At 65.8% G+C, this 25,668-nt stretch carries 25 protein-coding genes; 19 read left to right on the top strand and 6 right to left on the bottom strand.

Going from position 1 to position 25,668, the window contains the following annotated elements; genetic code table 11:
• Positions 1–105: 105 nt before the first annotated feature.
• The 6 genes from pgsA (at position 106) to QJT82_RS18150 (ending at position 4,850) form a co-directional block, all read left to right on the top strand.
• Positions 106–720, top strand: a complete 615-nt coding sequence (gene pgsA / locus QJT82_RS18175) for a CDP-diacylglycerol--glycerol-3-phosphate 3-phosphatidyltransferase (RefSeq protein ID WP_016844474.1) — start codon at positions 106–108, stop codon at positions 718–720.
• Positions 717–968 carry a molybdopterin converting factor subunit 1 gene (moaD, locus tag QJT82_RS18170; protein ID WP_016844473.1) on the top strand — a complete coding sequence of 84 codons (252 nt, stop codon included), beginning with the start codon at positions 717–719 and terminating at the stop codon, positions 966–968. Before pgsA ends, moaD begins: the two co-directional genes overlap by 4 nt.
• Positions 969–976: 8 nt before the next feature.
• Positions 977–1,444 carry a molybdenum cofactor biosynthesis protein MoaE gene (locus QJT82_RS18165; protein ID WP_028341049.1) on the top strand — a complete coding sequence of 156 codons (468 nt, stop codon included), beginning with the start codon at positions 977–979 and terminating at the stop codon, positions 1,442–1,444.
• Entirely contained in the window at positions 1,444–2,403 is a 960-nt protein-coding gene (gene prmB / locus QJT82_RS18160; RefSeq protein WP_028341050.1) for a 50S ribosomal protein L3 N(5)-glutamine methyltransferase, read from the top strand. Before QJT82_RS18165 ends, prmB begins: the two co-directional genes overlap by 1 nt.
• A 164-nt stretch (positions 2,404–2,567) precedes the next feature.
• Positions 2,568–3,980, top strand: coding sequence for an EAL domain-containing protein (locus QJT82_RS18155; RefSeq protein ID WP_028341051.1), 1,413 nt, complete (start codon positions 2,568–2,570; stop codon positions 3,978–3,980).
• A 15-nt stretch (positions 3,981–3,995) separates the two neighbouring features.
• A complete protein-coding gene (locus QJT82_RS18150; protein WP_028341052.1) occupies positions 3,996–4,850 on the top strand; it encodes a TIGR01459 family HAD-type hydrolase in 855 nt (284 codons plus the stop codon).
• 403 nt (positions 4,851–5,253) lie between these two features.
• Here QJT82_RS18150 and QJT82_RS18145 read toward each other — a convergent pair whose 3' ends face one another.
• Entirely contained in the window at positions 5,254–5,649 is a 396-nt protein-coding gene (locus QJT82_RS18145) for a response regulator (protein WP_016844467.1), read from the bottom strand.
• 214 nt (positions 5,650–5,863) lie between these two features.
• Between QJT82_RS18145 and QJT82_RS18140 the strand changes: the two genes are divergently transcribed.
• From QJT82_RS18140 to arfB, 8 genes are all read left to right on the top strand, one after another.
• Positions 5,864–6,835: a bifunctional riboflavin kinase/FAD synthetase gene (locus tag QJT82_RS18140; protein WP_028341053.1), complete on the top strand. Its 972-nt coding sequence runs from the start codon at positions 5,864–5,866 to the stop codon at positions 6,833–6,835.
• Positions 6,832–7,383 carry a sugar O-acetyltransferase gene (locus QJT82_RS18135; protein ID WP_028341054.1) on the top strand — a complete coding sequence of 184 codons (552 nt, stop codon included), beginning with the start codon at positions 6,832–6,834 and terminating at the stop codon, positions 7,381–7,383. Before QJT82_RS18140 ends, QJT82_RS18135 begins: the two co-directional genes overlap by 4 nt.
• A gap of 209 nt (positions 7,384–7,592) precedes the next feature.
• Positions 7,593–10,643 carry an isoleucine--tRNA ligase gene (gene ileS, locus QJT82_RS18130; RefSeq protein WP_028341055.1) on the top strand — a complete coding sequence of 1,017 codons (3,051 nt, stop codon included), beginning with the start codon at positions 7,593–7,595 and terminating at the stop codon, positions 10,641–10,643.
• A 149-nt stretch (positions 10,644–10,792) separates the two neighbouring features.
• Positions 10,793–11,290 (top strand): signal peptidase II, encoded by a 498-nt coding sequence (lspA, locus tag QJT82_RS18125; RefSeq protein ID WP_028341056.1) that lies wholly within the window; start codon positions 10,793–10,795, stop codon positions 11,288–11,290.
• A gap of 100 nt (positions 11,291–11,390) precedes the next feature.
• Entirely contained in the window at positions 11,391–12,122 is a 732-nt protein-coding gene (locus QJT82_RS18120) for a hypothetical protein (protein ID WP_028341057.1), read from the top strand.
• A 152-nt stretch (positions 12,123–12,274) separates the two neighbouring features.
• Positions 12,275–13,666 carry a pitrilysin family protein gene (locus tag QJT82_RS18115; RefSeq protein ID WP_028341058.1) on the top strand — a complete coding sequence of 464 codons (1,392 nt, stop codon included), beginning with the start codon at positions 12,275–12,277 and terminating at the stop codon, positions 13,664–13,666.
• Between the two features lie 26 nt (positions 13,667–13,692).
• Positions 13,693–15,027: a pitrilysin family protein gene (locus QJT82_RS18110; RefSeq protein ID WP_051447893.1), complete on the top strand. Its 1,335-nt coding sequence runs from the start codon at positions 13,693–13,695 to the stop codon at positions 15,025–15,027.
• A gap of 322 nt (positions 15,028–15,349) precedes the next feature.
• Complete coding sequence (gene arfB, locus QJT82_RS18105; RefSeq protein WP_028341060.1) at positions 15,350–15,769, top strand: alternative ribosome rescue aminoacyl-tRNA hydrolase ArfB; 420 nt, start codon at positions 15,350–15,352, stop codon at positions 15,767–15,769.
• Positions 15,770–16,027: 258 nt separating this feature from the next.
• Here the strand turns inward: arfB and QJT82_RS18100 are convergent, their stop codons facing one another.
• Positions 16,028–16,333, bottom strand: coding sequence for a hypothetical protein (locus QJT82_RS18100; RefSeq protein ID WP_028341061.1), 306 nt, complete (start codon positions 16,331–16,333; stop codon positions 16,028–16,030).
• 390 nt (positions 16,334–16,723) lie between these two features.
• Between QJT82_RS18100 and QJT82_RS18095 the strand changes: the two genes are divergently transcribed.
• The 4 genes from QJT82_RS18095 (at position 16,724) to QJT82_RS18080 (ending at position 19,687) form a co-directional block, all read left to right on the top strand.
• Positions 16,724–17,044, top strand: coding sequence for a c-type cytochrome (locus QJT82_RS18095; RefSeq protein ID WP_028341062.1), 321 nt, complete (start codon positions 16,724–16,726; stop codon positions 17,042–17,044).
• Entirely contained in the window at positions 17,045–17,440 is a 396-nt protein-coding gene (locus tag QJT82_RS18090; protein ID WP_028341063.1) for a VOC family protein, read from the top strand.
• A gap of 111 nt (positions 17,441–17,551) precedes the next feature.
• Positions 17,552–18,100, top strand: a complete 549-nt coding sequence (locus QJT82_RS18085; protein WP_028341064.1) for a hypothetical protein — start codon at positions 17,552–17,554, stop codon at positions 18,098–18,100.
• Positions 18,101–18,118: 18 nt separating this feature from the next.
• The gene (locus tag QJT82_RS18080) at positions 18,119–19,687 is read left to right on the top strand and encodes a GMC family oxidoreductase (protein ID WP_028341065.1); all 1,569 of its coding nucleotides are present in this window, start codon (positions 18,119–18,121) and stop codon (positions 19,685–19,687) included.
• A 101-nt stretch (positions 19,688–19,788) separates the two neighbouring features.
• Here QJT82_RS18080 and QJT82_RS18075 read toward each other — a convergent pair whose 3' ends face one another.
• The gene (locus QJT82_RS18075) at positions 19,789–20,109 is read right to left on the bottom strand and encodes a ribbon-helix-helix domain-containing protein (RefSeq protein WP_028341066.1); all 321 of its coding nucleotides are present in this window, start codon (positions 20,107–20,109) and stop codon (positions 19,789–19,791) included.
• A gap of 232 nt (positions 20,110–20,341) precedes the next feature.
• Here QJT82_RS18075 and mutL point away from each other — a divergent pair, with 232 nt between their 5' ends.
• On the top strand, positions 20,342–22,159 hold the full coding sequence (mutL, locus tag QJT82_RS18070) for a DNA mismatch repair endonuclease MutL (RefSeq protein WP_028341067.1): 1,818 nt from the start codon (positions 20,342–20,344) through the stop codon (positions 22,157–22,159).
• A gap of 89 nt (positions 22,160–22,248) precedes the next feature.
• Here the strand turns inward: mutL and QJT82_RS18065 are convergent, their stop codons facing one another.
• From QJT82_RS18065 to QJT82_RS18055, 3 genes are all read right to left on the bottom strand, one after another.
• The gene (locus tag QJT82_RS18065; RefSeq protein ID WP_028341068.1) at positions 22,249–22,866 is read right to left on the bottom strand and encodes a hypothetical protein; all 618 of its coding nucleotides are present in this window, start codon (positions 22,864–22,866) and stop codon (positions 22,249–22,251) included.
• A gap of 118 nt (positions 22,867–22,984) precedes the next feature.
• Complete coding sequence (gene rsmD / locus QJT82_RS18060) at positions 22,985–23,545, bottom strand: 16S rRNA (guanine(966)-N(2))-methyltransferase RsmD (RefSeq protein WP_028341069.1); 561 nt, start codon at positions 23,543–23,545, stop codon at positions 22,985–22,987.
• A gap of 6 nt (positions 23,546–23,551) precedes the next feature.
• Positions 23,552–25,660 carry a pseudouridine synthase gene (locus QJT82_RS18055; RefSeq protein WP_028341070.1) on the bottom strand — a complete coding sequence of 703 codons (2,109 nt, stop codon included), beginning with the start codon at positions 25,658–25,660 and terminating at the stop codon, positions 23,552–23,554.
• Between the last annotated feature and the right edge of the window lie 8 nt (positions 25,661–25,668).

Raw genomic sequence — 25,668 nt, 5'->3', positions numbered from 1 at the left:
TGCTTAAACAACGAGCTAAGGCGCTATGACGATCCAGCGCAATCTGGTCGCGCCTGACGCGTCCGCACGGTTGACCTTCTCGCTTCAGCGGTATTGGTAGAACGGATGAACATCGCCACGACCCGGGGACAGACCAAGACCATGTCCCTCCCGAATATCCTGACCTACGCCCGGATCGCCGCGATCCCGGTGGTGATCGGCTGCGTCTACTGGCAATCGATCCTGGACGGCCCGTTGTGGCTGCGCTGGGTGGCGCTGGCCGTGTTCATTGCGGCGGGAATCACCGACTATCTCGACGGCTATTATGCCCGGATGTGGGACCAGCAGTCCGCCTTCGGCCGGATGCTCGATCCGATCGCCGACAAGCTGCTCGTCGCCTCCAGCCTTCTGATGCTGGCCGCCGACAATTCGATCCATGGCTGGACGCTGTGGGCGGCGATCGTGATCCTGTGCCGCGAGATCCTGGTCTCGGGCCTGCGCGAATATCTCGCAGGCTTGCGGGTCAGCGTTCCCGTCACCAAGCTGGCGAAATGGAAGACGACGATCCAGCTGGTGGCGATCGGCTTTCTGATCGCCGGCGAAGCGGGCGAGCAGGTCTTCCCGGCCACCACCCTGATCGGCATCGTGCTGCTGTGGATGTCGGCGATCTTCACGATCTACACCGGCTGGGATTATTTCCGTGCCGGCATCCATCACCTCATCAAGGAGGATGAGGGATGAAGCTGAAATATTTCGCCTGGGTGCGCGAACGCATCGGCAAGGCTGAAGAGATCGTCGAGCCGCCGGCCGACGTGCGCACCGTCGGCGACCTGATCGGCTGGCTTGCCGCGCGCGACGATGCCTACGCCTATGCCTTCGAGAAGCCGACGGTGATCCGCGCTGCGATCGACCACGCCCATGTCAAATCGGACGCGGCGATCTCCGGCGCCCGCGAGATCGCGTTCTTTCCGCCGATGACCGGCGGCTAGATCCCGACATGACCGTCGCAGCGACCATCCGTATCCAGCAAGCCGACTTCGACGTCGCGCAGGAGATCGCGGCCTTGAGCAAGGGCCGCACCGATGTCGGCGCGGTCGTCAGCTTCAGCGGCATCTGCCGCGGCAGCGAGCAGGGCGAGCCGATCGCGGCGCTGACGCTCGAACATTACCCTGAAATGGCGGAAGCCGAGATCACGCGCCACGCCGACGAGGCGCTGTCGCGCTGGCCGTTGCAGGGCCTCACCATCATCCACCGCTTCGGCCGCATCGCGCCGGGCGAGAACATCGTGCTGGTCGTGACCGCCTCGGCGCACCGGCAGGCCGCGTTCGAGGCCGCCGAGTTCCTGATGGACTATCTGAAGACCAACGCACCGTTCTGGAAGCGCGAGGAAAGCGCGCGCGGCGCGAACTGGATCGAGGCGCAGGACCATGACGACGCGGCCGCCGCGCGCTGGACCAAATCCTGATGGCCAAGCGCAGCAAAGTGCCGGCCAAGCGCAGCCCCGCCGTGCCGAAAGCGCCGAAAGTCGGTGCCGGCGAGCTTCACACCCTGTTCGATTTCCTGCGCTATGCCGTGAGCCGCTTCAACGCGGCCAAGCTCGTGTTCGCGCACGGCACCACCGATCCGGTGGCCGAGGCCGCGTTCCTGATCTGCGAGACACTGCACCTGCATCCCGACCAGTTCGAGAACTTTGCCACCGCACGCGTCACGATTGCCGAGGGCAAGCAGATCCTCGACCTGATCGAGCGCCGGATCGCGACGCGGAAGCCTGCCGCCTATCTCGTCAACAAGGTCTATATGCGCGGCCTGCCGTTCTATGTCGACGAGCGCACCATCGTGCCGCGCTCCTTCATCGGCGAATTGCTGGATACGCATTTCGGCGGCGACGAGGACGGCACCTCGCTGATCGGCGATCCCGAAGAGGTCGAACGCGTGCTCGACCTCTGCACCGGCTCCGGCTGCCTTGCGATTTTGGCGGCGCGACATTTTCCCAACTCCGCGGTCGACGCGGTCGATATTTCAAAGGATGCGCTCGAGGTCGCCGCGCGCAACGTCGCCGACCACGGCCTCGACGATCGCCTGACGCTGCATCGCGGCGACCTGTTCAAGCCGCTCGGCGACAACAGATACGATCTCATCATCTCGAACCCGCCCTATGTCGACGCCGAAGGCATGGCGGCGCTGCCGCGCGAGTGCCGTGCCGAGCCGAAGATCGCGTTCGATGGCGGCGCCGACGGGCTGGACATCGTCCGTCGCCTGCTCGATGAAGCGAGGCAGCATCTGACCCCGCAGGGCGGCCTGCTCTGCGAGATCGGCCGCGGCCGCGACAATCTCGAGGCCGCCTACCCGAACCTGCCGCTGCTTTGGCTCGACACCGAGGACTCCGAGGGCGAGGTGTTCTGGATCGCTGCCGCGGACCTCTGACCGGCGTGCCGCCGCCGGCTCCGGCGATTTACGGAGCCTGATCCGGGCGAAACGAAAATCGTGTGCAGTTCCAGCCGGTTCCGAAGATCGCTGGCCCGTCGAATCAACAATGGTGCTAAGGTCGCGGTCCAGGGACGTTCGGACAGAGGGCGCGGGCGCGCGACATGATTCGCATTTCGACGATCTTCATCGCCATCTGTATGGTGCTGCTCGCAGCCTCGCTCGGCTTCGTGCTGTATTCGGTGGCGGGCATCAGCGGATCGGAATCGGCGATCGTGGCGCTCACCGCCCTCACCTGCCTGATCCTCTACAACGCGGTCTCGATGCGGCTGCGCGACCGCAGCGATGTCGGCGGCCAGATCGCGGATTTGTCGCGCGGCACCGCCGACCTTGCCCGCCAGGTCGCCGAGTTCGGCCGCCGGCTGGCCGCAGTCGAGGGCCGCGTCGCCTCGGCCAACTCCACCGGCGCAGACCGGATGCAGGGCATGGCCGGCGAGATCAGCGAGCTCGGCGGACTGGTGCGGCAGCTTGCGGCATCCGTCGCGCATCATGAGGATCTGCTGGCGGCGGCTCCGGCGGTGCAGCCGGTCGCGCCCCCGCGCGACGATGTGCTGCAACGGGTTGCGCCGGCGCCGACCGTCGTGGTTGCGCCTCCGCCGACACCTGCAGCTCCGCCGGAGGTCTCGCGCAGCCAGCCCCAACTCATTGGCGCGATCAAGCAGGCCATCGACGAGAACCGCCTCGACATCTACCTGCAGCCGATGGTGACGCTGCCGCAGCGCAAGGTGCGCTACTACGAGGCGGTGACGCGGCTGCGCGACGAGCGCGACCAGGTGCTGGCCGCCGAGGATTTCATCGAGGCGGCCGAGGCCGGCGGCCTGATCGGCCGCATCGATCACATGGTGATGCTTCGCTGCGTCCAGGTGCTGCGCCGCCTGATGATCCGCAGCAAGGATGTCGGCGTGTTCTGCAACGTCTCGGCGGCGACGCTATCCAGCCCGCAGCACTTCACCCAGTGTCTCGACTTCCTCGAGGCCAACCGCGCGCTGGCGCCGTCCTTCGTGCTCGAGTTCAAGCAGGCGACCTTCCGCAATCTCGGCCCGACCGAGAGCGAAAACCTCGCGGCGCTGGCACAGCGCGGCTACCGGTTCTCGATCGACCATGTCAGCGACCTTCGCCTCGAGCCGCGCGAGCTCGCCGATCGCGGTGTCCGCTTCATCAAGGTGCCGGCGGCGCTGCTGCTCGACGCCAAGCAGATCGCGAGCACCGATATCCATCCTTCCGATCTGTCCGACCTGCTCGGCCGCTACGGCATCGACCTGATCGCCGAGCGGATCGAGGGCGAACGCTCGGTGGTCGACCTGCTCGACTACGATGTCCGGTTCGGCCAGGGGTTCCTGTTCGCGCCGCCGCGGCCGTTGCGGCCGGAGGGGGCATCTGCTACCGCCGAGTCTCCGCAGACCAACCCCCAGGATCTTAATGGCGCCAGCACTTCAGCCCCTGTCTCCAGCCCCGCAGCTCCGCCGCGCGCAACCGGCAGCGCCGCACTGGCGCGCCGCGCCCTCGGTCCAAATTAGGCGGCAATTCGCATCATGACCTCGCTGCGTTACGTAGAGCGGCTGCGCGATCTCATTGGCGGCGTCGATGTTGTGCTGTCGGATATCTGGGGCGTCGTGCACAACGGCCTCGAGTCCTTTCCCGAGGCCTGCGAGGCATTGCACACGTTCCGCCAGCGCGGCGGCACGGTCATCCTGATCACCAACGCGCCGCGGCCGGCCGATTCCGTGCAGCGACAGCTGCGCAAGCTCGGCGTCGCCGACGAGACCTATGATGCGATCGTCTCCTCGGGCGACCTGACGCGCCACTTCGTGGCCGATCATCCCGGACAGAAGATCTTCTGGATCGGCCCGGAGCGCGACAGCTCGATCCACCGCGGCCTCGACGCCACGCTGGTGCCGCTGGAGCAGGCCGACTACATCATCTGCACCGGCCTGTTCGACGACGAGACCGAGTCGGCCGAAGACTACCGCGACACGCTGCTGAAGGCGCTCGAGCGCAAGCTCACGCTGGTCTGCGCCAATCCCGATATCGTGGTCGAGCGCGGCGACCGGCTGATCTATTGCGCCGGCGCGGTCGCCGAACTCTATCGCGAGCTCGGCGGCGAGGTGATCTTCTACGGCAAGCCGCACCGACCGATCTACGAGCGCGCCATGGCGCTGGCCACCGAGCGCCGCGGGCGTCCGACCGAGCTCAGCCGAGTGCTTGCGATCGGCGATTCCGTGCGCACCGATCTGGCCGGCGCCCACGGCTTCGGCATCGATCTCCTGTTCGTCACCCGCGGCATCCATTCCGAACAGTTCGAGGGCATCGAGCAACTCGATGCGGCCTCGATCAAGGAATTGTTCGGCCATCCCCCGCGCGCGCTGATGCGCGAATTGAAGTGGTAGTCAAAAGGTCGCCGGACTCGCTCGCCCCGCTCTTGTCCGCCGAAGCCCGCCTTCGGGCGAAGGCGGATGCGGGGCGAGGTGAAGGGGCGCGCCGCCAAAATATCGAAAACAACCCCATGCAAAGGAGCCGGCGGCGGCCGACGGTCGACCAGGCAACTTGACACGTCGGGCAACTCAGGGATATTCTTCTAATATTCCGAAATCGCGCAATCCGCGTCATGCTTTAGCCCCGTCATCCTGAGGAGCGCGCTCTTGCGCGCGTCTCGAAGGATGCACGGCCACCAGCCGGGCCGTCGACCCTTCGAGACGCCGCTTCGCGGCCCTCAGGGTGACGGTGAGGCGGCGCTGGTCATTCGCTAACGCGCGATGAGATGAGGATGAATCGTGATGCGATGTCGGGCGGTTACGCCGTCGCCATGTCCGGGAACACCGCCTCGATCTTGGTCTTCAGCGTGGCCGCGTTGAACGGCTTGACGATGTAGTTGTTCACGCCGGCCTTCTTGGCCGCGATCACGTTCTCGGTCTTGGATTCCGCCGTGATCATGATGAAGGGCGTGGTCGCAAGGTTGGGATCGGCGCGGACTTCCTTGAGCAGGTCGTAGCCGGTCATCGGCTCCATGTTCCAGTCGGAAATCACCAGGCCATACTTCTTGCCGCGCATCTTGTTCAGCGCCGCGGAGCCGTCGGAGGCATCGTCGATATTCTCGAATCCAAGCTGCTTGAGAAGATTCCGGATGATGCGGATCATGGTGCTGTAATCATCAACCACCAGAACCGGCATGGACAAATCAACCGCCATCTTTCCCCCCAAAACGACAAACGCAACTTGGCTTCTGCACAAACGCAGCTTTCCGCCAACGACTAACAGCAGGCGTTAAACAGCGCGTTAACCGGCTGAATCCGGATTGTTACGGATTTGACGCGATTTTCGTTAGCCTTGACTTCCACGCCGCCGCCGCGTCACGGTCCGGCCCGCACCAATCATGCTTAAGAATCCTTGAAGAATACCGCTCATGAGCACCGGCTTTACCGTTATCCGCGACAACACCCCCGCAGGCGCCATTCCGAAAGGCGCCGTGGTCGCGATGGGGAATTTCGATGGCGTCCACCTCGGTCACCGCGCCGTGATCGGCGCGGCGCTTGCGATGGGCAGAGCACACGGCGTGCCCGCGCTCGCCGTGACCTTCGAGCCGCATCCGCGCAGCTTCTTCAGCCCGAACACCCCGCAATTCCGTCTCACGGACGAGACCAACAAGCTGCGGCTGCTCGCGGCCACCGGGCTCGCCGGTGCCGTCGTGATGACGTTCGACAAGGCGCGCGCCGGGACCTCGGCACAGGATTTCATTCACCACGACCTGATCGGCCGGCTCGGCATCAGCGGGATCGCAGTCGGTTACGACTTCCATTTCGGCAAGGGCCGGGTCGGCTCGCCGAGCCTCCTGGTCAGCGAAGCGCCGCGGCTCGGCATCGAGGTCGATGTGCAGGCCCATGTCGACATCGAGGAACGCCCGGTTTCCTCCAGCGCCATCCGCATGGCGCTCGCCGAGGGCGAGATCGCGGATGCGACCACGATGCTGGGCGGACCGTGGTTCGTCACCGGCAAGGTGGTCCACGGCGAGAAGCGCGGCCGCGACCTCGGCTACCCCACCGCCAATATCCGCCTCGACAAGCATTGCGGCCTGAAGCACGGCATCTACGCGGTGCGGGTCGGCAAGGGCTCGCAACGGTTCGACGGTGTCGCAAGCTTCGGGCGCCGGCCGACCTTCGACAACGGCGCGCCGCTGCTCGAAGTGTTCCTGTTCGACTTCAAGGGCGATCTGTACGACGCGGTCCTCGATGTCGCATTCATCGGTTTCATTCGCGAAGAGCTGAAATTCGACACCATCGAGGCGTTGATACGCCAGATGGATGACGACAGCGCCAAGGCGCGCGCGGTACTTGCCGCAGCGCCCGACGCGTTCCCGCAGCTCGGAGCGATTGGTTGAACAGGACTGAAAAGCAAAAAATGCTGGCGGGCGAGCTGTATCGCCCGGATGCGGAGCTCGCCGCCGACCATACCGCGGCGGAACAATGGATGGCGCGCTACAACGCGTCGGGCGCATCGTCCGCGGCCGAGTTGCACGCGCTGCTCGGCGAGCGCTTCCGCAAGGTCGGCAAGGACGCCGTGATCCGGCCGCCGTTCTTCTGCGACTACGGCAGCAATGTCAGCCTCGGCGACGGCGTGTTCCTCAACTTCAATTGCGTGATCCTCGACGTCGTCGAGGTCGTGATCGGCGATCGGACCCAGATCGGACCCGCGGTGCAGATCTATACCGCCGACCACCCGCGCGATGCCGAAACCCGCCGCGCCGGACTGGAATTCGGCCGCCCGATCCGGATCGGCAGCGACGTCTGGATCGGCGGGGGTGCCATCATCCTGCCCGGCGTCACGATCGGCGACGGCGCCCTGGTCGGGGCCGGCAGCGTGGTCACACGGAACGTCGCCCCCGGCGCGATCGTGGCCGGAAATCCGGCCCGGGCACGGCCGGCCTGAGCCGCGCCATGCGCGGGCCGCGGGCCACCGGGGGCTTTGCGATTTCCCCGTCCGGCTGCTATGGAAACCCCATGTTTTCGCGGCGCATCATACGGATTAGCTGCCCGGCTTCCGCCTGAGCCTGAAGGCTCGGCGCAAGACCGGGACTTCGCCGTTTCACCCGCGATTGATCGCGTATCCGCGCCCGCACCTGCCAAATCAGAGCTTTCATGTCCGACAAGCCGCAAAAGACCGACGCCCAAAAGACTGACGTTAGGGACTATTCCAAGACCCTTTACCTGCCGCAGACGGAATTCCCGATGCGCGCCGGCCTGCCCCAGCGCGAGCCGGAAATCCTGAAATACTGGAACGAGATCGGCCTCTACGACAAGCTCCGCCGGGAAGCCGAGGGCCGTGCCAAATTCGTGCTGCATGACGGCCCGCCCTACGCCAACGGCAACATCCATATCGGGCATGCGCTGAACAAGATCCTCAAGGACGTCGTGACCAAGAGCCAGCAGATGCTCGGCTTCGACTCCAACTACGTGCCGGGCTGGGACTGCCACGGCCTGCCGATCGAATGGAAGATCGAGGAGGAGAACTACCGCTCCAAGGGCAAGCAGAAGCCCGATTTCCGCGACTCCGCGGCGATGGTCGCGTTCCGCAGGGAATGCCGTGCCTATGCGACACACTGGATCAACGTGCAGCGCGAGGAATTCAAGCGGCTCGGCATCATCGGCGACTGGGATCATCCCTACCAGACGATGAGCTATCCGGCCGAAGCCCAGATCGCCCGCGAGCTGATGAAGTTCGCCGCCAACGGCACGCTCTATCGCGGCTCGAAGCCGGTGATGTGGAGCGTGGTCGAGAAGACCGCGCTTGCCGAGGCGGAGGTCGAATACGAGGATTACACCTCCGACATGGTGTGGGTGAAATTCCCGGTCACCTCGCCGGCGCATGGCGCGCTGGCCAATGCCTCGGTCGTGATCTGGACCACCACGCCGTGGACGCTGCCCGGCAACCGCGCCATCTCGTTCTCGCCGAAGATCGCCTATGGCCTCTACAAGGTGACGGATGCGCCGGCGGACAATTGGGCGAAGACCGGCGATCTCCTGATCCTGGCCGACGCGCTTGCCGCCGAGGTGTTCAAGCAGGCGCGCGTCACGTCCTATGAGAAGGTCCGCGATATTCCCGGCGACACGCTGGACGCCGTGGAATGCGCCCATCCCCTGCGCGGCCTCGGTGGCGGCTACGAATTCATCGTGCCGCTGCTCGCCGGCGAGCATGTCACCGACGACACCGGCACCGGCTTCGTGCACACCGCGCCGAGCCACGGCCGCGAGGACTTCGACGTCTGGACGGCCAACACCCGCGAGCTCGATGCGCGCGGCATCCCGACGGCGATCCCGTATACGGTCGACGAGAACGGCGCGTTTACCGCGCAGGCTCCGGGCTTCACCGGCAAACGCGTGCTCAACGACAAGGGCGAGAAGGGCGATGCCAACGAGGCCGTGATCAAGGCGCTGATCGAGGCCGGCAAGCTGCTCGCGCGCGGCCGCCTCAAGCACCAGTATCCGCACTCCTGGCGCTCCAAGAAGCCGGTGATCTTCCGCAACACGCCGCAATGGTTCATCGCGATGGACAAGCCCATCGTAGACGCCCCGGGCAAGCCCGGGGCTACGGACATCGCCGAGAATGGCCATGCGAAGAAGGGCGACACGCTGCGCGCCCGCGCGCTGCACGCGATCTCTGTCACGCAATGGGTGCCGCCGGCCGGCGAGAACCGCATCAACGGCATGATCGCCAACCGTCCCGACTGGGTGATCTCGCGGCAGCGCGCCTGGGGCGTGCCGATCGCCGTGTTCGTGCGCGAGAACAGCGACGGTTCGGCCGAGATCCTGCAAGACGAGGTGGTCAACCAACGCATCACCGAGGCGTTCATGGAGGAAGGCGCCGACGCCTGGTACATGGACGGCGCCCGCGAGCGTTTCCTCGGGTCACGCGCGTCCGAGAACTGGAAGAAGGTCGACGACATCTGCGACGTCTGGTTCGATTCCGGCTCCACGCACGCCTTCGTGCTGGAAGACCGCCAGAACTTCCCGCAGCTCGGCAACATCGTCCGCAAGGTCGATGGCGGCGACGACACCGTGATGTATCTCGAAGGCAGCGACCAGCATCGCGGCTGGTTCCACTCGTCGCTGCTGGAAAGCGCCGGCACGCGCGGCCGTGCGCCCTACGACATCGTGCTGACCCACGGCTTCACGCTCGACGAGAACGGCCGCAAGATGTCGAAATCGCTCGGCAACACCGTCGAGCCGCAAAAGGTGATCAAGGATTCCGGCGCGGATATCCTGCGCCTGTGGGTGTGCGCCACCGACTATGCCGACGACCAGCGCATCGGTCCGGAGATCCTGAAGAACACCATCGAGACCTACCGCAAGCTGCGCAACTCGATCCGCTGGATGCTCGGCACGCTGCATCATTTCAAGCCGAGCGAGAAGGTCGCCTTTGCCGAGATGCCCGAGCTCGAGCGGCTGATGCTGCACGAGCTCGCCGGCCACGCCGAGACCATCCGCAAGGCCTATGCCGACTTCGACTACAAGACCGTGGTCGCAAGCCTCGCGGCCTTCATGAACTCCGAGCTGTCGGCGTTCTACTTCGACATCCGCAAGGACACGCTGTATTGCGATCCGCCGTCCTCGGTGGCGCGCAAGGCGGCGCTGACCACGATCGATCTGCTCTGCGCCGCGATCTTGAAATGGCTGGCGCCGATCCTCAGCTTCACGACCGACGAGGCCTGGCGGATGTATCGGCCGAACGCCGAGCCTTCGGTGCATCTGACGCTGTTCCCGGAAGGTCTCGAGCAGTTCCGCGATGACGCGCTTGCCGCGAAGTGGGAAACGGTCCGCAACGTCCGCCGCGTCGTCACCGGCGCGCTCGAACTCGAACGCGCCGCCAAGCGGATCGGCTCCTCGCTCGAGGCATCGCCGGTGATCTACGTCGCCGACAGGCAGATGCTGGCCACGCTGTTCGACATCGATCTTGCCGAAGTCTGCATCACCTCGAACTACGAGGTGCGCGAGGGCGAGGCGCCGGCGAACGCCTTCCGCCTCGATACCGTGCCTGGGGTTGCGGTCGTGGTCGAGAAGGCGGTCGGCACCAAATGCGCCCGTTCGTGGAAGATCCTGCCGACGGTGGGCGAGGACCCCGAATATCCCGACGTCTCGTCGCGCGACGCGCAAGCGCTGCGCGAATGGAAGGCGCTGGGGGACAGCGCCTAACGTCCTCTGTCGTCCCTGCGAAAGCAGGGACCCATAACCACCGCTGCCTGCAATGGACTGAGGTTGATGACTCCGAGTCACTCAAGCAACGCCCGACACGGCGTATGGGTCCCGGCCTTCGCCGGGACGACACCTTTGGTGGGCTGGCAATGACCTCTCCCCTCCGCGCCGGTGTGCTTGCGGCGATCATCACCCTGATCGCCGACCAGGCCTCCAAGCTCTGGCTGCTCCACGTCCTGGATATCGGCCACCGCGACCCTGTGCGGGTGACGCCGTTCTTCGACCTGGTGCTCGCCTGGAATCCCGGCATCAGTTTCGGCTGGTTCCAGAGCGAGACCCCGGCGGCCCAGATCCTGCTGATGGTGATCAAGGCCGCGGCCGTGATCGCACTGGCGATCTGGATGGCGCGGTCGCGGACCTGGCTCGCGACGGTGTCGCTCGGCCTGATCATCGGCGGTGCCATCGGGAACGGCATCGACCGCTTCGCCTATGGCGCGGTGGTCGACTTTGCCCTGCTTCATGCCGAGATCGGGGGAAAAACCTTCAATTGGTACATCTTCAACCTTGCCGATGTAGCCATCGTTGCTGGCGTGGCAGCCCTATTGTATGATTCCGTGGTGGGGACCCCCGCCGTAAAAGCGCCCTGATCCCGGCCGATACGAGCCGGTCAGCGGTCGACACCTGCTCAAGCGGAACTGTGCCTAAGCCAGTGATCGCTTTGGCGAATTTTGAGATGGGAATGGCGCGATGCGCAACACCAAAGCCCGCGGTTACCTGATCGAGACGTCCCGGCTGTCGCTGATGCGCGGCCTGCGCCTGGCGTTCGTCGCAGCCGGGATCGGCCTTGTCATGACGGCCGGCCCGGTGCGCGCCGGCGACGATGAGGATGACGGCGACGACGGCCTGACCTTCGAAGAGCGGATCGTCGACAATCTGATGACCGGGCTCGGCGCCAAGAGCGCAGCCAGCAAGGGCATCGACTACCGCGAGCGCTCGCCGCTGGTGGTGCCGCCCAAGCTCGATTTGCCCCCGCCGGCATCGACCGCCCAGGTCAACGCGCCGAACTGGCCGAAGGACCCTGATATCGCGGCGCGCAAGGCTGCGATCGCGGCGCGCAAGAAGGAAGTCAAGAAGGAGCCGTGGCAGTCGGCGGTGGCGTTGACGCCGGCCGAGATCGAGGCGGGCCGCAAGCAGCAGACCGCCACCGATGGCCGCAAGGAGCCGCTCGAGCCCGGCGTGAGCACCAATCCGTCGCTGATGCCGAGCCAGCTCGGTTACACCGGCGGCCTGCTCGGCATGTTCAAGGGGAACAGCAGCGAGTCCAAACCCTTCAAGGGCGAGCCGACGCGCGATTCCCTGACTGAGCCGCCTCCGGGCTACCAGACGCCGTCCGCGGGCTATGCCTACGGCACCGGCCCGCAGGCGCCGATGGCGAAGGAAGGCCAGTACGACGTCATGACCGGAAAACCGGTGCAGTGATCGCTTGGCCTGTTCGGGCGAAGGCTGACATGAGCAAAGCTTAATGCGGGGCGGCGGATGTCTCTCCGCTTCGTGACCATGGGCACGGCAACGACCGTGTACGATGGCTTGCTTTCGCGCCCCGGCCGTGGGTCCGGGCTTTCATAAGGACCATGATGCGCTCTCGCCGATCGATCGCCCTGTTCGCTGCCGCATTTGTTTCCACCATCCCGCTGCCGGGTGCCAGCCTCCGCGCCCAGACCACCGTCACCTCGGAACGCCCCGCCAGTTTCACGCTCGATAACGGCCTGCAGGTCGTGGTGATCCCCGACCACCGCACGCCGGTGGTGACGCAGATGATCTGGTACAAGGTCGGCTCGGCCGACGAGACGCCCGGCAAATCGGGCCTCGCGCATTTTCTCGAGCATCTGATGTTCAAGGGCACCGCCAAGCATCCGGCCGGCGAGTTTTCGCAGACCGTGCTGCGCGTCGGCGGCAATGAGAACGCCTTCACCTCGGTTGACTACACCGGCTACTTCCAGCGCGTGCCGCGCGAGCAGCTGCCGACCATGATGGAGTTCGAGGCCGACCGCATGACCGGCCTGATCCTCAAGGACGAGAACGTGCTGCCCGAGCGCGATGTCGTCCTCGAGGAGTTCAACATGCGGGTTGCCAACAACCCGGATGCAAGGCTGACCGAGCAGATCATGGCCGCGCTTTATCTCAATCATCCCTATGGCCGGCCGGTGATCGGCTGGCACCAGGAGATCGAGAAGCTCGACCGCGAGGATGCGCTCGCCTTCTACCGGCGCTTCTACGCGCCGAACAACGCGATCCTGGTCATCGCCGGCGACGTCGACGTCAAGGATGTCCGCCCGCTGGTCGAGAAGAATTTCGGCCCGATCCCGGCGCAGCATGCGATCCCCGAGAAGCGGGTCCGGCCGCAGGAGCCGACACCGGCCGCGCCGCGCACCGTGACGCTGTCGGATCCGCGCGTCGAGCAGCCGAGCCTGCGCCGCTATTACCTCGTGCCCTCGGCGACAACCGCGGCTTCAGGCGAGAGCCAGGCGCTCGATGTGCTCGCGCAGTTGATGGGCGGCGGCGCCAACTCCTATCTCTATCGCTCGCTGGTGATCGACAAGGGCCTCGCGATCTCCGCCGGCGCCGGCTACCAGGGCACCTCGCTCGATCCGTCGCAATTCTCGATCTCGGTGACGCCGAAACCCGGCGTCGAGTTCGCGCAGATCGAGGACGCGATCGACAAGGTGATCGCCGACCTCGCGCAGAACCCGGCGCGCGCCGAGGATCTCGAACGGGTCAAGACCCAGCTCATCGCGGAGGCGATCTACGCCCAGGACAACCAGGCGACGCTCGCACGCTGGTATGGCGGCGCGCTGACCACCGGGCTCAGCATCGAGGATATCCGCAGCTGGCCGGACCGCATTCGCGCCGTCACCGCCGAGCAAGTGCGCACTGCTGCTGCGAGCTGGCTCGACAAGAAGCGGTCGGTGACCGGCTATCTGATCAAGGATACTGCGCCGAAACGCGAGGAGAAGCGCTCGTGATCTATTCCCTCACCCGCCGTGCGGCGCTGATCGGCGGCGCCTGCGCCGCGCTGCTGACGCTGACGTCGGCGCCCTCGCAGGCCGCGGCCAAGATCCAGCGGCTGGTCTCGCCCGGCGGCATCGAGGCGTGGTTCGTGCAGGACGCAACCGTGCCGCTGATCGCGATGGAATATTCCTTCAGCGGCGGCGCCAGCCAGGATCCGCCCGGCAAGCCCGGCGTCGGCAATCTGGTCGCCGACCTGCTCGACGAGGGCTCCGGCGATCTCGATTCCAAGACCTATCATGAGCGGCTCGAGCGCCGCGCCATCGAGCTCGGCTTCCAGTCGAACCGCGATCAATTCCGCGGCTCACTGCGCATGCTCAAGGACAACAAGGACGAAGCCTACGACCTGTTGCGGATGGCGCTGACCTCGCCGCACTTCGAGCCGAAGGACGTCGAGCGGATCCGCGCCCAGGTGATCGCCAATCTGCGCCGCGAATCGACCAATCCGTCCTCGCTCGCGGGCCGCAAGTTCCTCGAGCTCGCATTCGGCGATCATCCTTATGCCAGGACGGCCACCGGCACGCTCGACAGCGTGCCGACCATCCAGATCCCGGATCTCAAGGACTATACCCGCCGCATCATCGCCAGGGATACGCTGCGCGTTGCCGTGGTCGGTGACGTCGATCCCGATACGCTCGGCAAGCTGCTGGACAAGACCTTTGGCGGCCTGCCGGCGAAGGCCGAATTGACGCCCGTCCCCGACGTCGTGGCGACCAGGCCGCCGCAGCGCGCCTTCGTCCCGCTCGACGTGCCGCAGACCGTCGTCACCTTCGGCGGCCCCGGCATCGCCAGGCACGACCCGGATTTCATGGCGGCCTATGTGGTGAACCACATTCTCGGCGGCGGCGGGCTGTCATCGCGGCTCTACAAGGAAGTGCGCGAGAAGCGCGGGCTGGCCTACTCGATCTATGAAGCGCTGGTCTGGATGGATCACTCCGCGCTGTTCATCGGCAACACCGGCACCCGCGCCGATCGCGCCGGCGAGACCGTCGATGCGATCGAAGCGGAAGTCCGCCGCATCGCCGACGAAGGTCCGACGCAGAAGGAACTCGACGAGGCGAAGTCCTACCTGAAGGGCTCGCAGATGCTGGCGCTCGACACCTCCTCCAAGCTCGCGCAGGCGATGCTCCAATACCAGCTCGACAAGATGCCGATCGATTACATCGAGAAGCGCAACGCCATCGTCGACGCGGTAACGCTCGACGATGCCAAGCGGGTCGCCAAGCGGCTCTGGGGCAACGGCCTGCTCACCGCAATCGTCGGCCGCGCCCCGCAAGCCGCGGCGCAGCCGGTGTCGGCGCCGCCGAAGGCGAACTGACGCGTTTCGGCGGGCGTCCGCTTCTTCATACACCACCGTTGTGGCCACCCCTCTCCCCACCCTCCCCCGCAAGGGGGGAGGGAGCCTGAGAGGCGTGCTCACCTCACAGCGAGTCACCGCAAACACTACCGCTCATTCTCGGGCCGTCAGGGACGTATAGGCGGTAGGGCTCCCTCCCCCCTTGCGGGGGAGGGTGGGGAGAGGGTAAGCCGCGCGCGGCGCTCTCAGACGTACCCAACGCTGCATCTACGCAGCTGAAGCACGCACAGCACAAACCCGCTATCCTGCAGCCTGCCGATTCTTCCCTCCATTGGGTGATGTCATGCTGCGGGTGTCCCGCGACCTTGCGATCGACGAGAACGACATTGAGATCGTCTTTGTCCGCGCCTCCGGCCCGGGCGGGCAGAATGTCAACAAGGTCTCGACCGCGGCGCAGCTTCGCTTCGATACCAACAAGATTGCATTGCCGGCGGACGCCGCGCAGCGGCTGGTGCGGCTCGCCGGCAGCCGCATGACCAAGGACGGCGTGATCGTGATCCACGCCTTCCGCTTTCGCACCCAGGAACGCAATCGCACTGATGCGATCGATCGGCTGCTCGAGATGTTGAAGGAGGCGATGGTGCGGCCGACACCGCGGCGGCCGACCAAGCCGACGCTCGGCTCCAAGCAGCGCCGGCTCGAGGGCAAGAAGCGCCGCAGCGACATCAAGGCGGGACGCGGCACGCGCCGTTTCGACGATTAAAGCGTTTTCGAGCGAAGTGGATACCGGTTCGCGTGAAGAAAACGCGTTAAAACCAGAATCTAGAGCCCCGTTCCGATTCAATCGGAACTGATAAGGCTCTAGGGAACGCCGGACGCAGCGCACGGGGCACTGCATCCGGGATCCGGTCAGCGTAACCAGACGCGTTTTCGCGCGAAGCGGATGTCGATTCGCGCGAAGGAAACGCATCAGAGCAAGAAGCTGGAGTTCCGGTTCTGATCGATCAGAACCGGGAAGGCTCTAGTATTTCTTGGTTGCGGGCGCCATCTCGGAACCGCCCGACTTCGGTGCCGTGCGTCCGCTGCCGACCGTTCCCTTGCTGCCTGACTTGGCGGTGGCACCGCTCTTCTGCGTCGGCGCAGTCGGCTGCGCAGCCATGTCCTCATCGCCGCTGCCGGACATGCCGCCGCCCTGCTGCATGGTACCTCTGCCCTGTGCACCGCCGCGAAGCTGGGTATCCGGTGCAGTCGTTCCCTGTGCCAGGACCGGGCCGGCCATCGCGGCCGAGATGGCAAGGGCGAGCACGCTGGTTTTTGCAAACGTCATCCACTTCTCCTGGGATTTTAATTGACGATGGAGGAGCGGCGCAGGTGGTGCGCCGTTTGCAGCGCCGACCCTGAACCCCATCGCGCGAGACTGCATTTTCCGCAAACGGCGCACGCGAGATGCAAGCTGCGTCGTGTGGTGATCGTGCAGGGATTTCGCGGTCATTTTGCGAAATTGTCGTCCGCATATGCGGCAACCACCGGTTCCGCGCCAGATCACCGCCCAGCTTTGTTCTGCTGTGAAACAGCCCGCTACTACCAACGGCGGATTTCAGCCTCTTACAGTCACCGCACAGAGGCGGTGATGTAGATGACAAAGCTGCGCGCAAGGCGGACGTTGGGGCTGGGATTTTGCAGCGCAATGCTTGCAGTGCAAATGGCCGGCGCGCAGATGCCCTTGCCCGCCGCCAAGCCGCCCGATGGGGCGACGCTGTTCAAGCAGCAATGCGCGACCTGTCACACCACCAACATGTCGGATGCCGTCCGGCAGGGACCGTCGCTCTACAGGATCGTCGGCCGCCATGCCGGCAAGGCCGACGGCTTCAAATATTCCGCGGGCTTCGGCAAGGCCGATTTCGTCTGGGACGACGTCAGGCTCGATGCCTGGCTGACCAATCCGCAGGAGGTGATCCCGGGCGCCGTGATGGCCTACCGGCAGGCCAAGCCGGAAACCCGCGCCATGATCATCGCCTATCTGAAGGAGCTGAACTGAATGGCGAAACCCGTGCATTCGATGATCCGCGTGCTCGACGAAGCCAAAGCGCTCGACTTCTACCAGCGCGCGTTCGGCCTCGAGATCGCGGACAATCTGAGATTTCCCGATTTCGCGCTGATCTATCTGCGCCATCCCTCCTCGCCCTTCGAGGTCGAGCTCACGGTCAATTTCGATCGCAAGGAGCCCTACACGCTCGGCGACGGCTACGGCCATCTCGCCGTCATCGTCGATGACGTCGATGCCGAGCATGCGCGCTTCGAGCAGGAGAAACTGTCGCCCGGGCCGCTGCGCGACTTCAAGCATGACGGCAAGACGCTGGCGCGCTTCTTCTTCGTCTCCGATCCCGACGGCTACAAGATCGAGGTGATCCAGCGCGGCGGGCGCTTCGGCTAGAGCATGATCCGGAAAAGTGGAGACCGGTTTTCCGACAGGATCATGCTCAAGCAAAAAGAGCATGCTCAAACAACAAGGCAATTGCACAAATAAAAATTGACGGAGGAACCCATGAGAGAAATCGATCGACGCAGCAAATATGACCGGCGTGTCTTTCTCAAAGGCGCGGCCGTGACCGCACCCGCAGTCGCGATTGCGACCTCGACGGGGCTGGGCATCACCGATGCATGGGCCGAAGGCGCCACGACGCTGACGCCGGCCACGCTAAAGACGCTGCTGAAGATGGCGCGCGATATCTATCCGCACGACTTCCTCGGCGACAGCTACTACATAGCGGCGGTCAAACCGTGGGATGACAAGGCCGCGAAGGATCCGGCGGTCAAGTCGCTGATCAATGACGGCGTCACAAGGCTCGATCAGGCAGCCAACGACCGCCACAAGATGCCTTATGTCCAGGTCGCCTGGGAAAACGACCGCGTCGCGCTGCTGCAACAGATCGAGCAAAGCGCGTTCTTCCAGAAGATCCGCGGCGACCTCATCGTCTCCATCTACAACAACAAGGAGGTGTGGCCGCGGTTCGGCTACGAGGGCTCCTCCGCCGAGCATGGCGGCTACATCAAGCGCGGCTTCGCCGATATCGACTGGCTGCCCAAGGTCTGAACGGGTCGGGAGGAAACAATGGCAAAATTCGATCTGAATGACAGCGGCGTTGTGGTGATCGTCGGCTCCGGTGCCGGCGGCGGAACGCTCGGCAATGAACTGGCGCAGAAGGGCGTCAAGGTCGTGATCCTGGAGGCCGGCCCGCGCATCGAGAACCAGGACTTCATCAACGATGAATGGGACAGTTTCACCCAGCTCGCCTGGTCCGACGCGCGCTCGACCTCGGGCAGCTGGCGCGTCCACCAGGACTTTCCGGGCCTGCCGGCCTGGATCGTGAAGGCGGTCGGCGGCTCGACCACGCACTGGGCCGGCGCATCGCTGCGGTTCGACGAGCACGAGTTCAAGATCAAGTCGGCCTATGGCGCCATTCCCGGCGCCAACCTGATCGACTGGCCGATCACGCTCGCCGAAATGGAGCCGTGGTACGCCAAGGCCGAGGACAAGATGGGCGTCACCCGCACCAACGGCATCCCGGGATTGCCCGGCAACAATAACTTCAAGGTGATGGAGGCCGGCGCGAAGAAGCTCGGCTACAAGGAGGTGCACACCGGGCGGATGGCGATCAACAGCGAGCCGCGCGACGGCCGCGGCTCCTGCCAGCAGATCGGCTTCTGCTTCCAGGGCTGCAAGTCGGGCGCCAAATGGTCGACGCTCTACACCGAGATCCCGAAGGGCGAAGCCACCGGCAATCTCGAAGTGCGCCCCGGCAGCATGGTGATCAAGATCGAGCACGACCAGTCCGGCAAGGTCACCGGCGTGGTCTATGCCGATTCGACCGGCGCCATGCAACGCCAGAAGGCCCGCGTCGTCGCCGTCGCCGGCAACTCGATCGAGAGCCCGCGGCTCTTGCTCAACAGCGCCTCCAGCATGTTCCCGGACGGGCTCGCCAATTCATCCGGCCAGGTCGGCCGCAACTACATGCGGCACATGACCGGCAGCGTGTATGCGAGCTTCGAGAAATCGGTGCACATGTATCGCGGCACCACGATGGCCGGCATCATCCGCGACGAGGCCAAGAACGATCCGAAGCGCGGCTTCGTCGGCGGCTACGAGATGGAGACGCTGTCGCTCGGCCTGCCCTTCATGGCCGCGTTCCTCAATCCCGGCGCCTGGGGACGCAGCTTCACCAGCGCGATCGAGGGCTATCCGCGGATGGCCGGCATGTGGCTGGTCGGCGAGGACATGCCGCAGGAGACCAACCGCATCACGCTGGATCCGAAGATCAAGGACAAGTTCGGCATGCCGGTCGCCAGCGTGCATTTCGACGATCATCCGAACGACGTCGCGATGCGCGATCACGCCTACAAGCAGGGCTCCGCGGTCTATGAGGCGGTCGGCGCCACCGTCACCTATCCGACGCCGCCCTATCCCTCGACCCACAACATGGGCACCAACCGGATGAGCGAGAAGCCGCGCGATGGCGTGGTCAACAAGTTCGGCCAGACCCACGACATCAAGAACCTGTTCGTCTCCGACGGCAGCCAGTTCACGAGCGGTGCTGCCTGCAACCCGACGCTGACGATCGTGTCGCTGGCGATCCGGCAGGCCGACCACATCGCCGGCGCGATGCAGCGCAAGGAGATCTAGCGAGGAGATCCAGCAAGAAAATACAATTCCCTCTCAGTGAAGCGGCCTTGCCCAACTGGACAAGGCCGCTTTCTTCTTTGCGCGATGGATCGCGGCTGACGCTATTCCGCGGCATCCATGATCGCCGCCGCCCCGCGATAGTCCGGGACCACCGCCGGCGCATTCGCCTTGGCGCGGTAGATCAGGCAGGAGCAGCGCAGCAGCGAGGCGAAATTGTTCACCTCGCCGTGATGATCCAGCACCTCGTTGTGCAAGGTGGTGAGGAACTTGGCCAGCGACATGCCTTCCTTGGCCGCGATCTCCTCCAGCGTATCCCAGAACGACATTTCCAGCCGGATCGAGGTGCAATGGCCGTCGATCCGCAACGATCGGGTCTGCGATTCATAGTCGCGTTGCGGCTGATGCGCGAAAAGATGGCACATGGCGTTCCTCCGGCGAGAACTTATAATTTTTCTAAACGATATACCTGTGCACGCTGCCCCACAATCGGGACGGAGGGCGTAACGCGCCGGCCGCCGAAGCCAAGCGTCTTCAAGGCGATAGGCCGGACTCATCCCCACCGCGCATCCGGCCGCCAGATCGGTCCCATGCATTTGCCGGCGCGGCGACTTATAGTAATGGCCAGCCTCGAATCGCTCTCCGAACGTCCAATCCATGCCCGTCCGCCAGCTTCCCGAACAGCTCGTCAACCGCATCGCCGCCGGCGAAGTGGTCGAACGCCCCGCGAGCGTGGTCAAGGAACTGGTCGAGAACGCGATCGACGCCGGTGCCAGCCGGATCGACGTTTTCACCGATGGCGGCGGGCGGCGCCGGATCGGCATCACCGACGATGGCGGCGGCATGACCCGCGCGGACCTTGCGCTTGCGGTCGACCGTCACGCCACCTCCAAGCTCGACGACGAAGACCTGCTGCGCATCCGCACGCTCGGGTTCCGCGGCGAGGCGCTGCCCTCGATCGGCGCGGTCGCCAAGCTCGGCATCACGACGCGTCATGCCAGCGAGCCGCATGCCTGGTCGCTGTCGGTCGAAGGCGGCGAGAAGTCCGAGGTCATGCCGGCCGCGCTCGGCCAGGGCACCCGCGTCGAGGTCAACGAACTCTTCTATGCGACGCCGGCGCGGCTGAAATTCCTCAAGACCGACCGCACCGAGGCGGAGGCGATCCGCGAGGTGGTGCGGCGGCTCGGCATGGCGCGCCCGGACATCGCCTTCACGCTGGCCGGCGAAGAGCGCGCGCCGGTCACCTGGGCTGCGGCGCTGCCCGGCGCCGCGGGCCGGCTGACGCGGCTCGGCGATATCCTGGGTGCGGATTTTCGCGCCAGTGCGATCGAGGTGCGCGCCGAGCGCGAGGGCGTCGTGGTCGAAGGCTTTGCCGCCGCGCCGTCGCTGACCCGCGCTAATGCGCTCGGGCAATATCTGTTCGTCAACGGCCGCCCGGTGCGCGACAAGCTGATCCTCGGCGCGGTGCGCGCGGCCTATTCCGACTACCTGCCGCGCGACCGCCATCCCGTCGTGGCGCTGTTCGTGACCTGCGACCCGCAAGAGGTCGATGCCAATGTGCATCCGGCCAAGACCGAGGTGCGCTTCCGCAATGCCGGCCTGGTCCGCGCGCTGATCGTGCACGCCCTGAAGGAGGGCCTCGCGCGCGAAGGCAAGCGCACCGCGGCCAATACCGCCGACGGCGCCGCGCTCTCGGCCTTCCGCCCGGCCTTCACGCCGCCACGCCCGGGCAATTGGGACTGGCGCGGCTCGCCGTCCCATCCGGCTGGTCCGATGCGCGGGTTCGAGGGTGCCGCAGCGCCCGCCTTCGCCGAGCCCGGACAGGCTGCCTTCGACGTCGGCGCGCCGACTGCCGATGTGCGCTTCGAGGCCGCGCCCGCACCCGACCTGCTCGACCGTCCGCTCGGCGTTGCGCGCACCCAGATCCACGAGACCTACATCGTCTCGCAGACCCGCGACGGCCTCATCGTGGTCGACCAGCACGCGGCCCATGAGCGCATCGTCTATGAGAAGCTGAAGGCCTCGCTGGCGAAGAACGGCGTGCAGCGGCAGATCCTCTTGATCCCCGAGATCGTCGAGCTCGATGAGGCGACTGTCGAGAAGCTGCTCGATCGCGGCGAGGAGCTGGCGTCGTTCGGGCTGGCTATCGAATCCTTCGGCCCCGGCGCCGTCGCCGTGCGCGAGACGCCCTCGCTGCTCGGCAAGTCCAATGCGGCGGGCCTGTTGCGCGACCTCGCCGAGCACATGGCCGAGTGGGACGAGGCGCTGCCGCTGGAACGCCGGCTGATGCACGTCGCCGCGACCATGGCCTGCCACGGCTCGGTCCGCGCCGGAAGGCGCCTCAAGCCGGAGGAGATGAACGCGCTGCTCCGCGAGATGGAAGACACGCCGAACTCCGGCCAGTGCAACCACGGCCGCCCGACCTATGTCGAGTTGAAGCTGAGCGATATCGAGAAGCTGTTCGGGCGGAGGTGAAGATTCCGTAGGATGGGTAGAGCGCTAGCGAAACCCATCATCTCGCCGCACAGACGTAGCTTGATGGGTTTCGCTGCGCTCTACCCATCCTACGAATTTTGCCGAGTGAACACCTCCAGCGCCGTGCGCAACTGCGCGATCCATTCGTCGCCATCCTCGAACCCGCCTGCCGCGATCCGCTGGCAGACCTTATCGAGATCATCGCCGTCGGCCGCGTGCCTGCTGACTTGCCGAGTGATCGCGGCATAGCCGTCCACCAGCAGCACGAGGCCGGGCGCGCTCGCTGCAACATATTGCTCCCGCGCATCGCGGAACAGCCGGGACGCGTCGTCGTAGCGGCCGAGCGCAAGGTCGAAGGCCCCCACCATCCAGACGCCCGTTCCCTCGCGCAGCGGTGCGAGCCCCAGGCTCCGCACCAGCGCTAACGAACGTTCCGCAAGCTCGCGTGCGGCCAGCAGATTGTCCTGATTGATCGGCTTGTCGGACACGCTCCAGCCCGGCCAGCAATCGGCCGCCGCATTGAACGTCCAGCGCTGGACCATCATGAGCACTTCACGTTCGTCACCATCCTGCGCGCCGCGACGGCGTTCGATCTGGTCGGCGGCATCGCGCGCTGCGGCAAGCAGCGCCGCATCATCGCCAGCGCCGCGCAACGCCTTGACCTGCGTCTCCAGCTGACCGGCCAGCCCGGCAAGAGTGTCGGCCATGGTTCGCGCTCCGCTAGCGGTGATGAATCAGTATCGCGTAGGATGGGTAGAGCGCAGCGAAACCCATCATCTCTCCCGCGGCTCAGAAGTTGATGGGTTTCGCTTCGCTCTACCCATCCTACGGATTCGAAATCCTCAGGAACACGAACTCGGTGTCGTCATACGCCCGCCGCTCGAGCTCCTCGAAGCCATCGGGCGCCGCGAACGCCGCGGCCTTTGCCTCTTCCACCACAAGCAGCGCGCCCGTCGTCAGCCAGCCGCCGTCGCGCAGCGAGGCGAGCGCCTTGTCGGCGAGCCCCTTGCCGTAGGGCGGATCGAGAAACACCAGCGAGAACGGCTCGACCGGATGTGCAGGTCCAAGATCGGTGGCATCGCGCCGATAGACCTTGGTCGTGCCGCCGAGGCCGAGCGACTCGACATTGTTGCGCAGCAGCGCCCGCGCCTCGGCGCCATTGTCGACGAACAGCGTGAACCTGGCGCCGCGCGAGACCGCCTCGATGCCGAGCGCGCCGGTGCCGGCAAACAGATCGAGCACGCGCGCATCCTCAATTGGATTGTCGTAGGCGTGGATCAGGATATTGAACACGGACTCGCGCAGGCGGTCCGCGGTCGGGCGGATCTCGTGGCCCGACGGCGAAGCCAGGTTGCGGCCCTTCAGCCTGCCCCCAACGACACGCATTGACCGTTACTCGTCCTTCGGCGTGAGATCGCGCTTGCCGTGGTAGCCGCGCTTGGGACGACGCGGCGGGCCGTAGCCGCTGGCCTCGTCCTCGTTACGGGCACGCGCTTCCTCGCTGCCGGTGCGCTGCACCAGCACGCGGCGGCCCTTGCGGTCATTGATCGTTTCGCGCTTGCTCGGCTTCGGCTTCCTGGCGGGCGCATCGTCGCCGTCGGCGGCGTCACGCTGCTCCGGCCGCGCAAAGTCCGCACCCGCGATCTTGGCGATCTTCTCGCCGAGCTGCTCGCGCAGCACCCGCGTCTTGACCTCCTCGACCTTGCCCTCCTCGAGCTCGCCGAGCTGGAACGGGCCGTAGGAGATCCGGATCAACCGGTTCACCTCGAGCCCGAGATGCGCCATCACATTGCGCACCTCGCGATTCTTGCCCTCGCGGATCGCGAACACCACCCAGACGTTGGAGCTCTGGTCGCGCTCCAGCGTCGCGTCGATTGGCCCGTATTTGACGCCGTCGACCTCGACGCCACCCTTGAGCTGGTCGAGCTGGCCCTGCGTCACCTCGCCATGCGCGCGCACGCGATAGCGGCGCAGCCATCCGGTGTCGGGGTGCTCCAGTGTCCGCGCCAGGCCGCCGTCATTGGTCAGCAGCAACAGGCCCTCGGTGTTGAAATCGAGCCGGCCGATCGAGATCAGCCGCGGCAAGCCCTCGGGCAGATTGTCGAACACGGTCGGCCGCCCCTCGGGATCGGCATGCGTCGTCATCAGCCCGCGCGGCTTGTGATACATGAACAGCCGCGTCCGCTCGCGCGGCGGCAACGGCTTGCCGTCGACCGCCACGACATCGTTCTCGGTGATATCGAGCGCCGGCGAGTTGATCACGCGTCCGTTGACCGTGACCCGGCCCTGGGTGACGATCTCCTCCGCATCGCGGCGTGAGGCAAGACCGGCGCGCGCCAGCACCTTGGCGATGCGCTCGCCGGTCTTCTTCGGCTTCGGCTCGGGACGCTCGCGGCGCTCGTCGTAGGAGCGTTCGCGATAGGCGCCGCGGCCGCCGAAGGCCGGGCGCTTCGCAAAGACCTTGCTGTCGTCTTCATTGTCGCGGCGCGGCCGGTCGGAGAAGCGGCCTTCGCTGCGCGGATGTTCCTGCCAATCGGTGCGGCCTTCGGGGCGCTCGCGGCGGCGATTGTCGCCACCAGCCTCGTCCCGCTCCCAGCGCGGCCGGCTGAACTTCGGCCGCTCATGGCGATCGCCCTGCTCGCGATCGTCGCGTGAGCGCGAGAACCTGGGCCGCTCGCCGCCGCCACGATCATCGCGCGGCCTGTCGTAACGCGGCTTGTCGAAATTGCGCGGGCCGTCGCGGAACGGACGCGAACCCCGCTCCGGACGATCGGAGCCGCCCTCGCGCTTCTGCCATGGCTTGGATTCGCCGCGCGGCGGCCGATCGCCAAAGTCCTTGCGCGGGCCGCGATCGCCACGATCACCCCCGCGATCCGCCGCACCGCGCTTGAACTTGCTGTCGCCACCGAATTTCCGCGCGGGCCGGTCGCCGCCGCGCGAGGGACGATCGCCGAACGATCGCTCGCCACGCGGCGTATACGGCCGCTTCTCGCCGTCGCGCTCGCGCGCCGCGTAAGGCTTGCGGTCGCCGAACTTCCGATCGGAAGACCGCCCCGCCGGGCGGGCATCATCGCGATCGCGCCGCGGCGCGCGGTCGTCGCGATTGAAGTTCGGGCGGTCGCCACGGGGCGTGTAGGGTCGCTTTTCGCCGCTGCGGTCTTCGCGCGGCTTGAACGTGCGCCTCTCGCCATCGCCGTCACGCGCGGGCCGATCACTAGGGTCGCTGTTGCGATCCCGGCGGAACGGCCGATCGCCGCGGGGGCGGTCGTCGCGGTTGAACCTCGGCTTGTCGCCGAACTCGCGGCGCGGCGGACGGTCCTCGCGATCGCCGCGGTAGGGCCGCTTTTCGCCATCACCCTTGCCGGCAAACTTCTTGTCGCCAAAGCCGCGCTTCGCAAACTTCTTGTCCGGGCCACGGGCGGCACCGGAGCGACCCTTGCCGCCGCCGGGTCGATCACGCCGGCCGCGGGAATCGTTGTTTTTGTCGCTGTCGCGGGGCATGAATGTTC

Origin of the sequence: Bradyrhizobium sp. Mp19 (assembly GCF_029952935.1) — a bacterium.
Lineage (GTDB): Bacteria > Pseudomonadota > Alphaproteobacteria > Rhizobiales > Xanthobacteraceae > Bradyrhizobium > Bradyrhizobium elkanii.
Note: the sequence above shows the minus strand (reverse complement) of the source record. Positions and strands in the feature narration are given on the sequence as shown.

Excerpts from the sequence above, each read along its gene's own strand:
- pgsA (WP_016844474.1), top strand. The coding sequence starts at position 106 with ATGAACATCGCCACGACCCGGGGACAGACCAAGACCATGTCCCTCCCG.
- moaD (WP_016844473.1), top strand. The coding sequence starts at position 717 with ATGAAGCTGAAATATTTCGCCTGGGTGCGCGAACGCATCGGCAAGGCT.
- QJT82_RS18165 (WP_028341049.1), top strand. The coding sequence starts at position 977 with ATGACCGTCGCAGCGACCATCCGTATCCAGCAAGCCGACTTCGACGTC.
- prmB (WP_028341050.1), top strand. The coding sequence starts at position 1,444 with ATGGCCAAGCGCAGCAAAGTGCCGGCCAAGCGCAGCCCCGCCGTGCCG.
- QJT82_RS18155 (WP_028341051.1), top strand. The coding sequence starts at position 2,568 with ATGATTCGCATTTCGACGATCTTCATCGCCATCTGTATGGTGCTGCTC.
- QJT82_RS18150 (WP_028341052.1), top strand. The coding sequence starts at position 3,996 with ATGACCTCGCTGCGTTACGTAGAGCGGCTGCGCGATCTCATTGGCGGC.
- QJT82_RS18145 (WP_016844467.1), bottom strand. The coding sequence starts at position 5,649 with ATGGCGGTTGATTTGTCCATGCCGGTTCTGGTGGTTGATGATTACAGC.
- QJT82_RS18140 (WP_028341053.1), top strand. The coding sequence starts at position 5,864 with ATGAGCACCGGCTTTACCGTTATCCGCGACAACACCCCCGCAGGCGCC.
- ileS (WP_028341055.1), top strand. The coding sequence starts at position 7,593 with ATGTCCGACAAGCCGCAAAAGACCGACGCCCAAAAGACTGACGTTAGG.
- lspA (WP_028341056.1), top strand. The coding sequence starts at position 10,793 with ATGACCTCTCCCCTCCGCGCCGGTGTGCTTGCGGCGATCATCACCCTG.
- QJT82_RS18120 (WP_028341057.1), top strand. The coding sequence starts at position 11,391 with ATGCGCAACACCAAAGCCCGCGGTTACCTGATCGAGACGTCCCGGCTG.
- QJT82_RS18115 (WP_028341058.1), top strand. The coding sequence starts at position 12,275 with ATGATGCGCTCTCGCCGATCGATCGCCCTGTTCGCTGCCGCATTTGTT.
- arfB (WP_028341060.1), top strand. The coding sequence starts at position 15,350 with ATGCTGCGGGTGTCCCGCGACCTTGCGATCGACGAGAACGACATTGAG.
- QJT82_RS18100 (WP_028341061.1), bottom strand. The coding sequence starts at position 16,333 with ATGACGTTTGCAAAAACCAGCGTGCTCGCCCTTGCCATCTCGGCCGCG.
- QJT82_RS18095 (WP_028341062.1), top strand. The coding sequence starts at position 16,724 with ATGCCCTTGCCCGCCGCCAAGCCGCCCGATGGGGCGACGCTGTTCAAG.
- QJT82_RS18090 (WP_028341063.1), top strand. The coding sequence starts at position 17,045 with ATGGCGAAACCCGTGCATTCGATGATCCGCGTGCTCGACGAAGCCAAA.
- QJT82_RS18085 (WP_028341064.1), top strand. The coding sequence starts at position 17,552 with ATGAGAGAAATCGATCGACGCAGCAAATATGACCGGCGTGTCTTTCTC.
- QJT82_RS18080 (WP_028341065.1), top strand. The coding sequence starts at position 18,119 with ATGGCAAAATTCGATCTGAATGACAGCGGCGTTGTGGTGATCGTCGGC.
- QJT82_RS18075 (WP_028341066.1), bottom strand. The coding sequence starts at position 20,109 with ATGTGCCATCTTTTCGCGCATCAGCCGCAACGCGACTATGAATCGCAG.
- mutL (WP_028341067.1), top strand. The coding sequence starts at position 20,342 with ATGCCCGTCCGCCAGCTTCCCGAACAGCTCGTCAACCGCATCGCCGCC.
- QJT82_RS18065 (WP_028341068.1), bottom strand. The coding sequence starts at position 22,866 with ATGGCCGACACTCTTGCCGGGCTGGCCGGTCAGCTGGAGACGCAGGTC.
- rsmD (WP_028341069.1), bottom strand. The coding sequence starts at position 23,545 with ATGCGTGTCGTTGGGGGCAGGCTGAAGGGCCGCAACCTGGCTTCGCCG.
- QJT82_RS18055 (WP_028341070.1), bottom strand. The coding sequence starts at position 25,660 with ATGCCCCGCGACAGCGACAAAAACAACGATTCCCGCGGCCGGCGTGAT.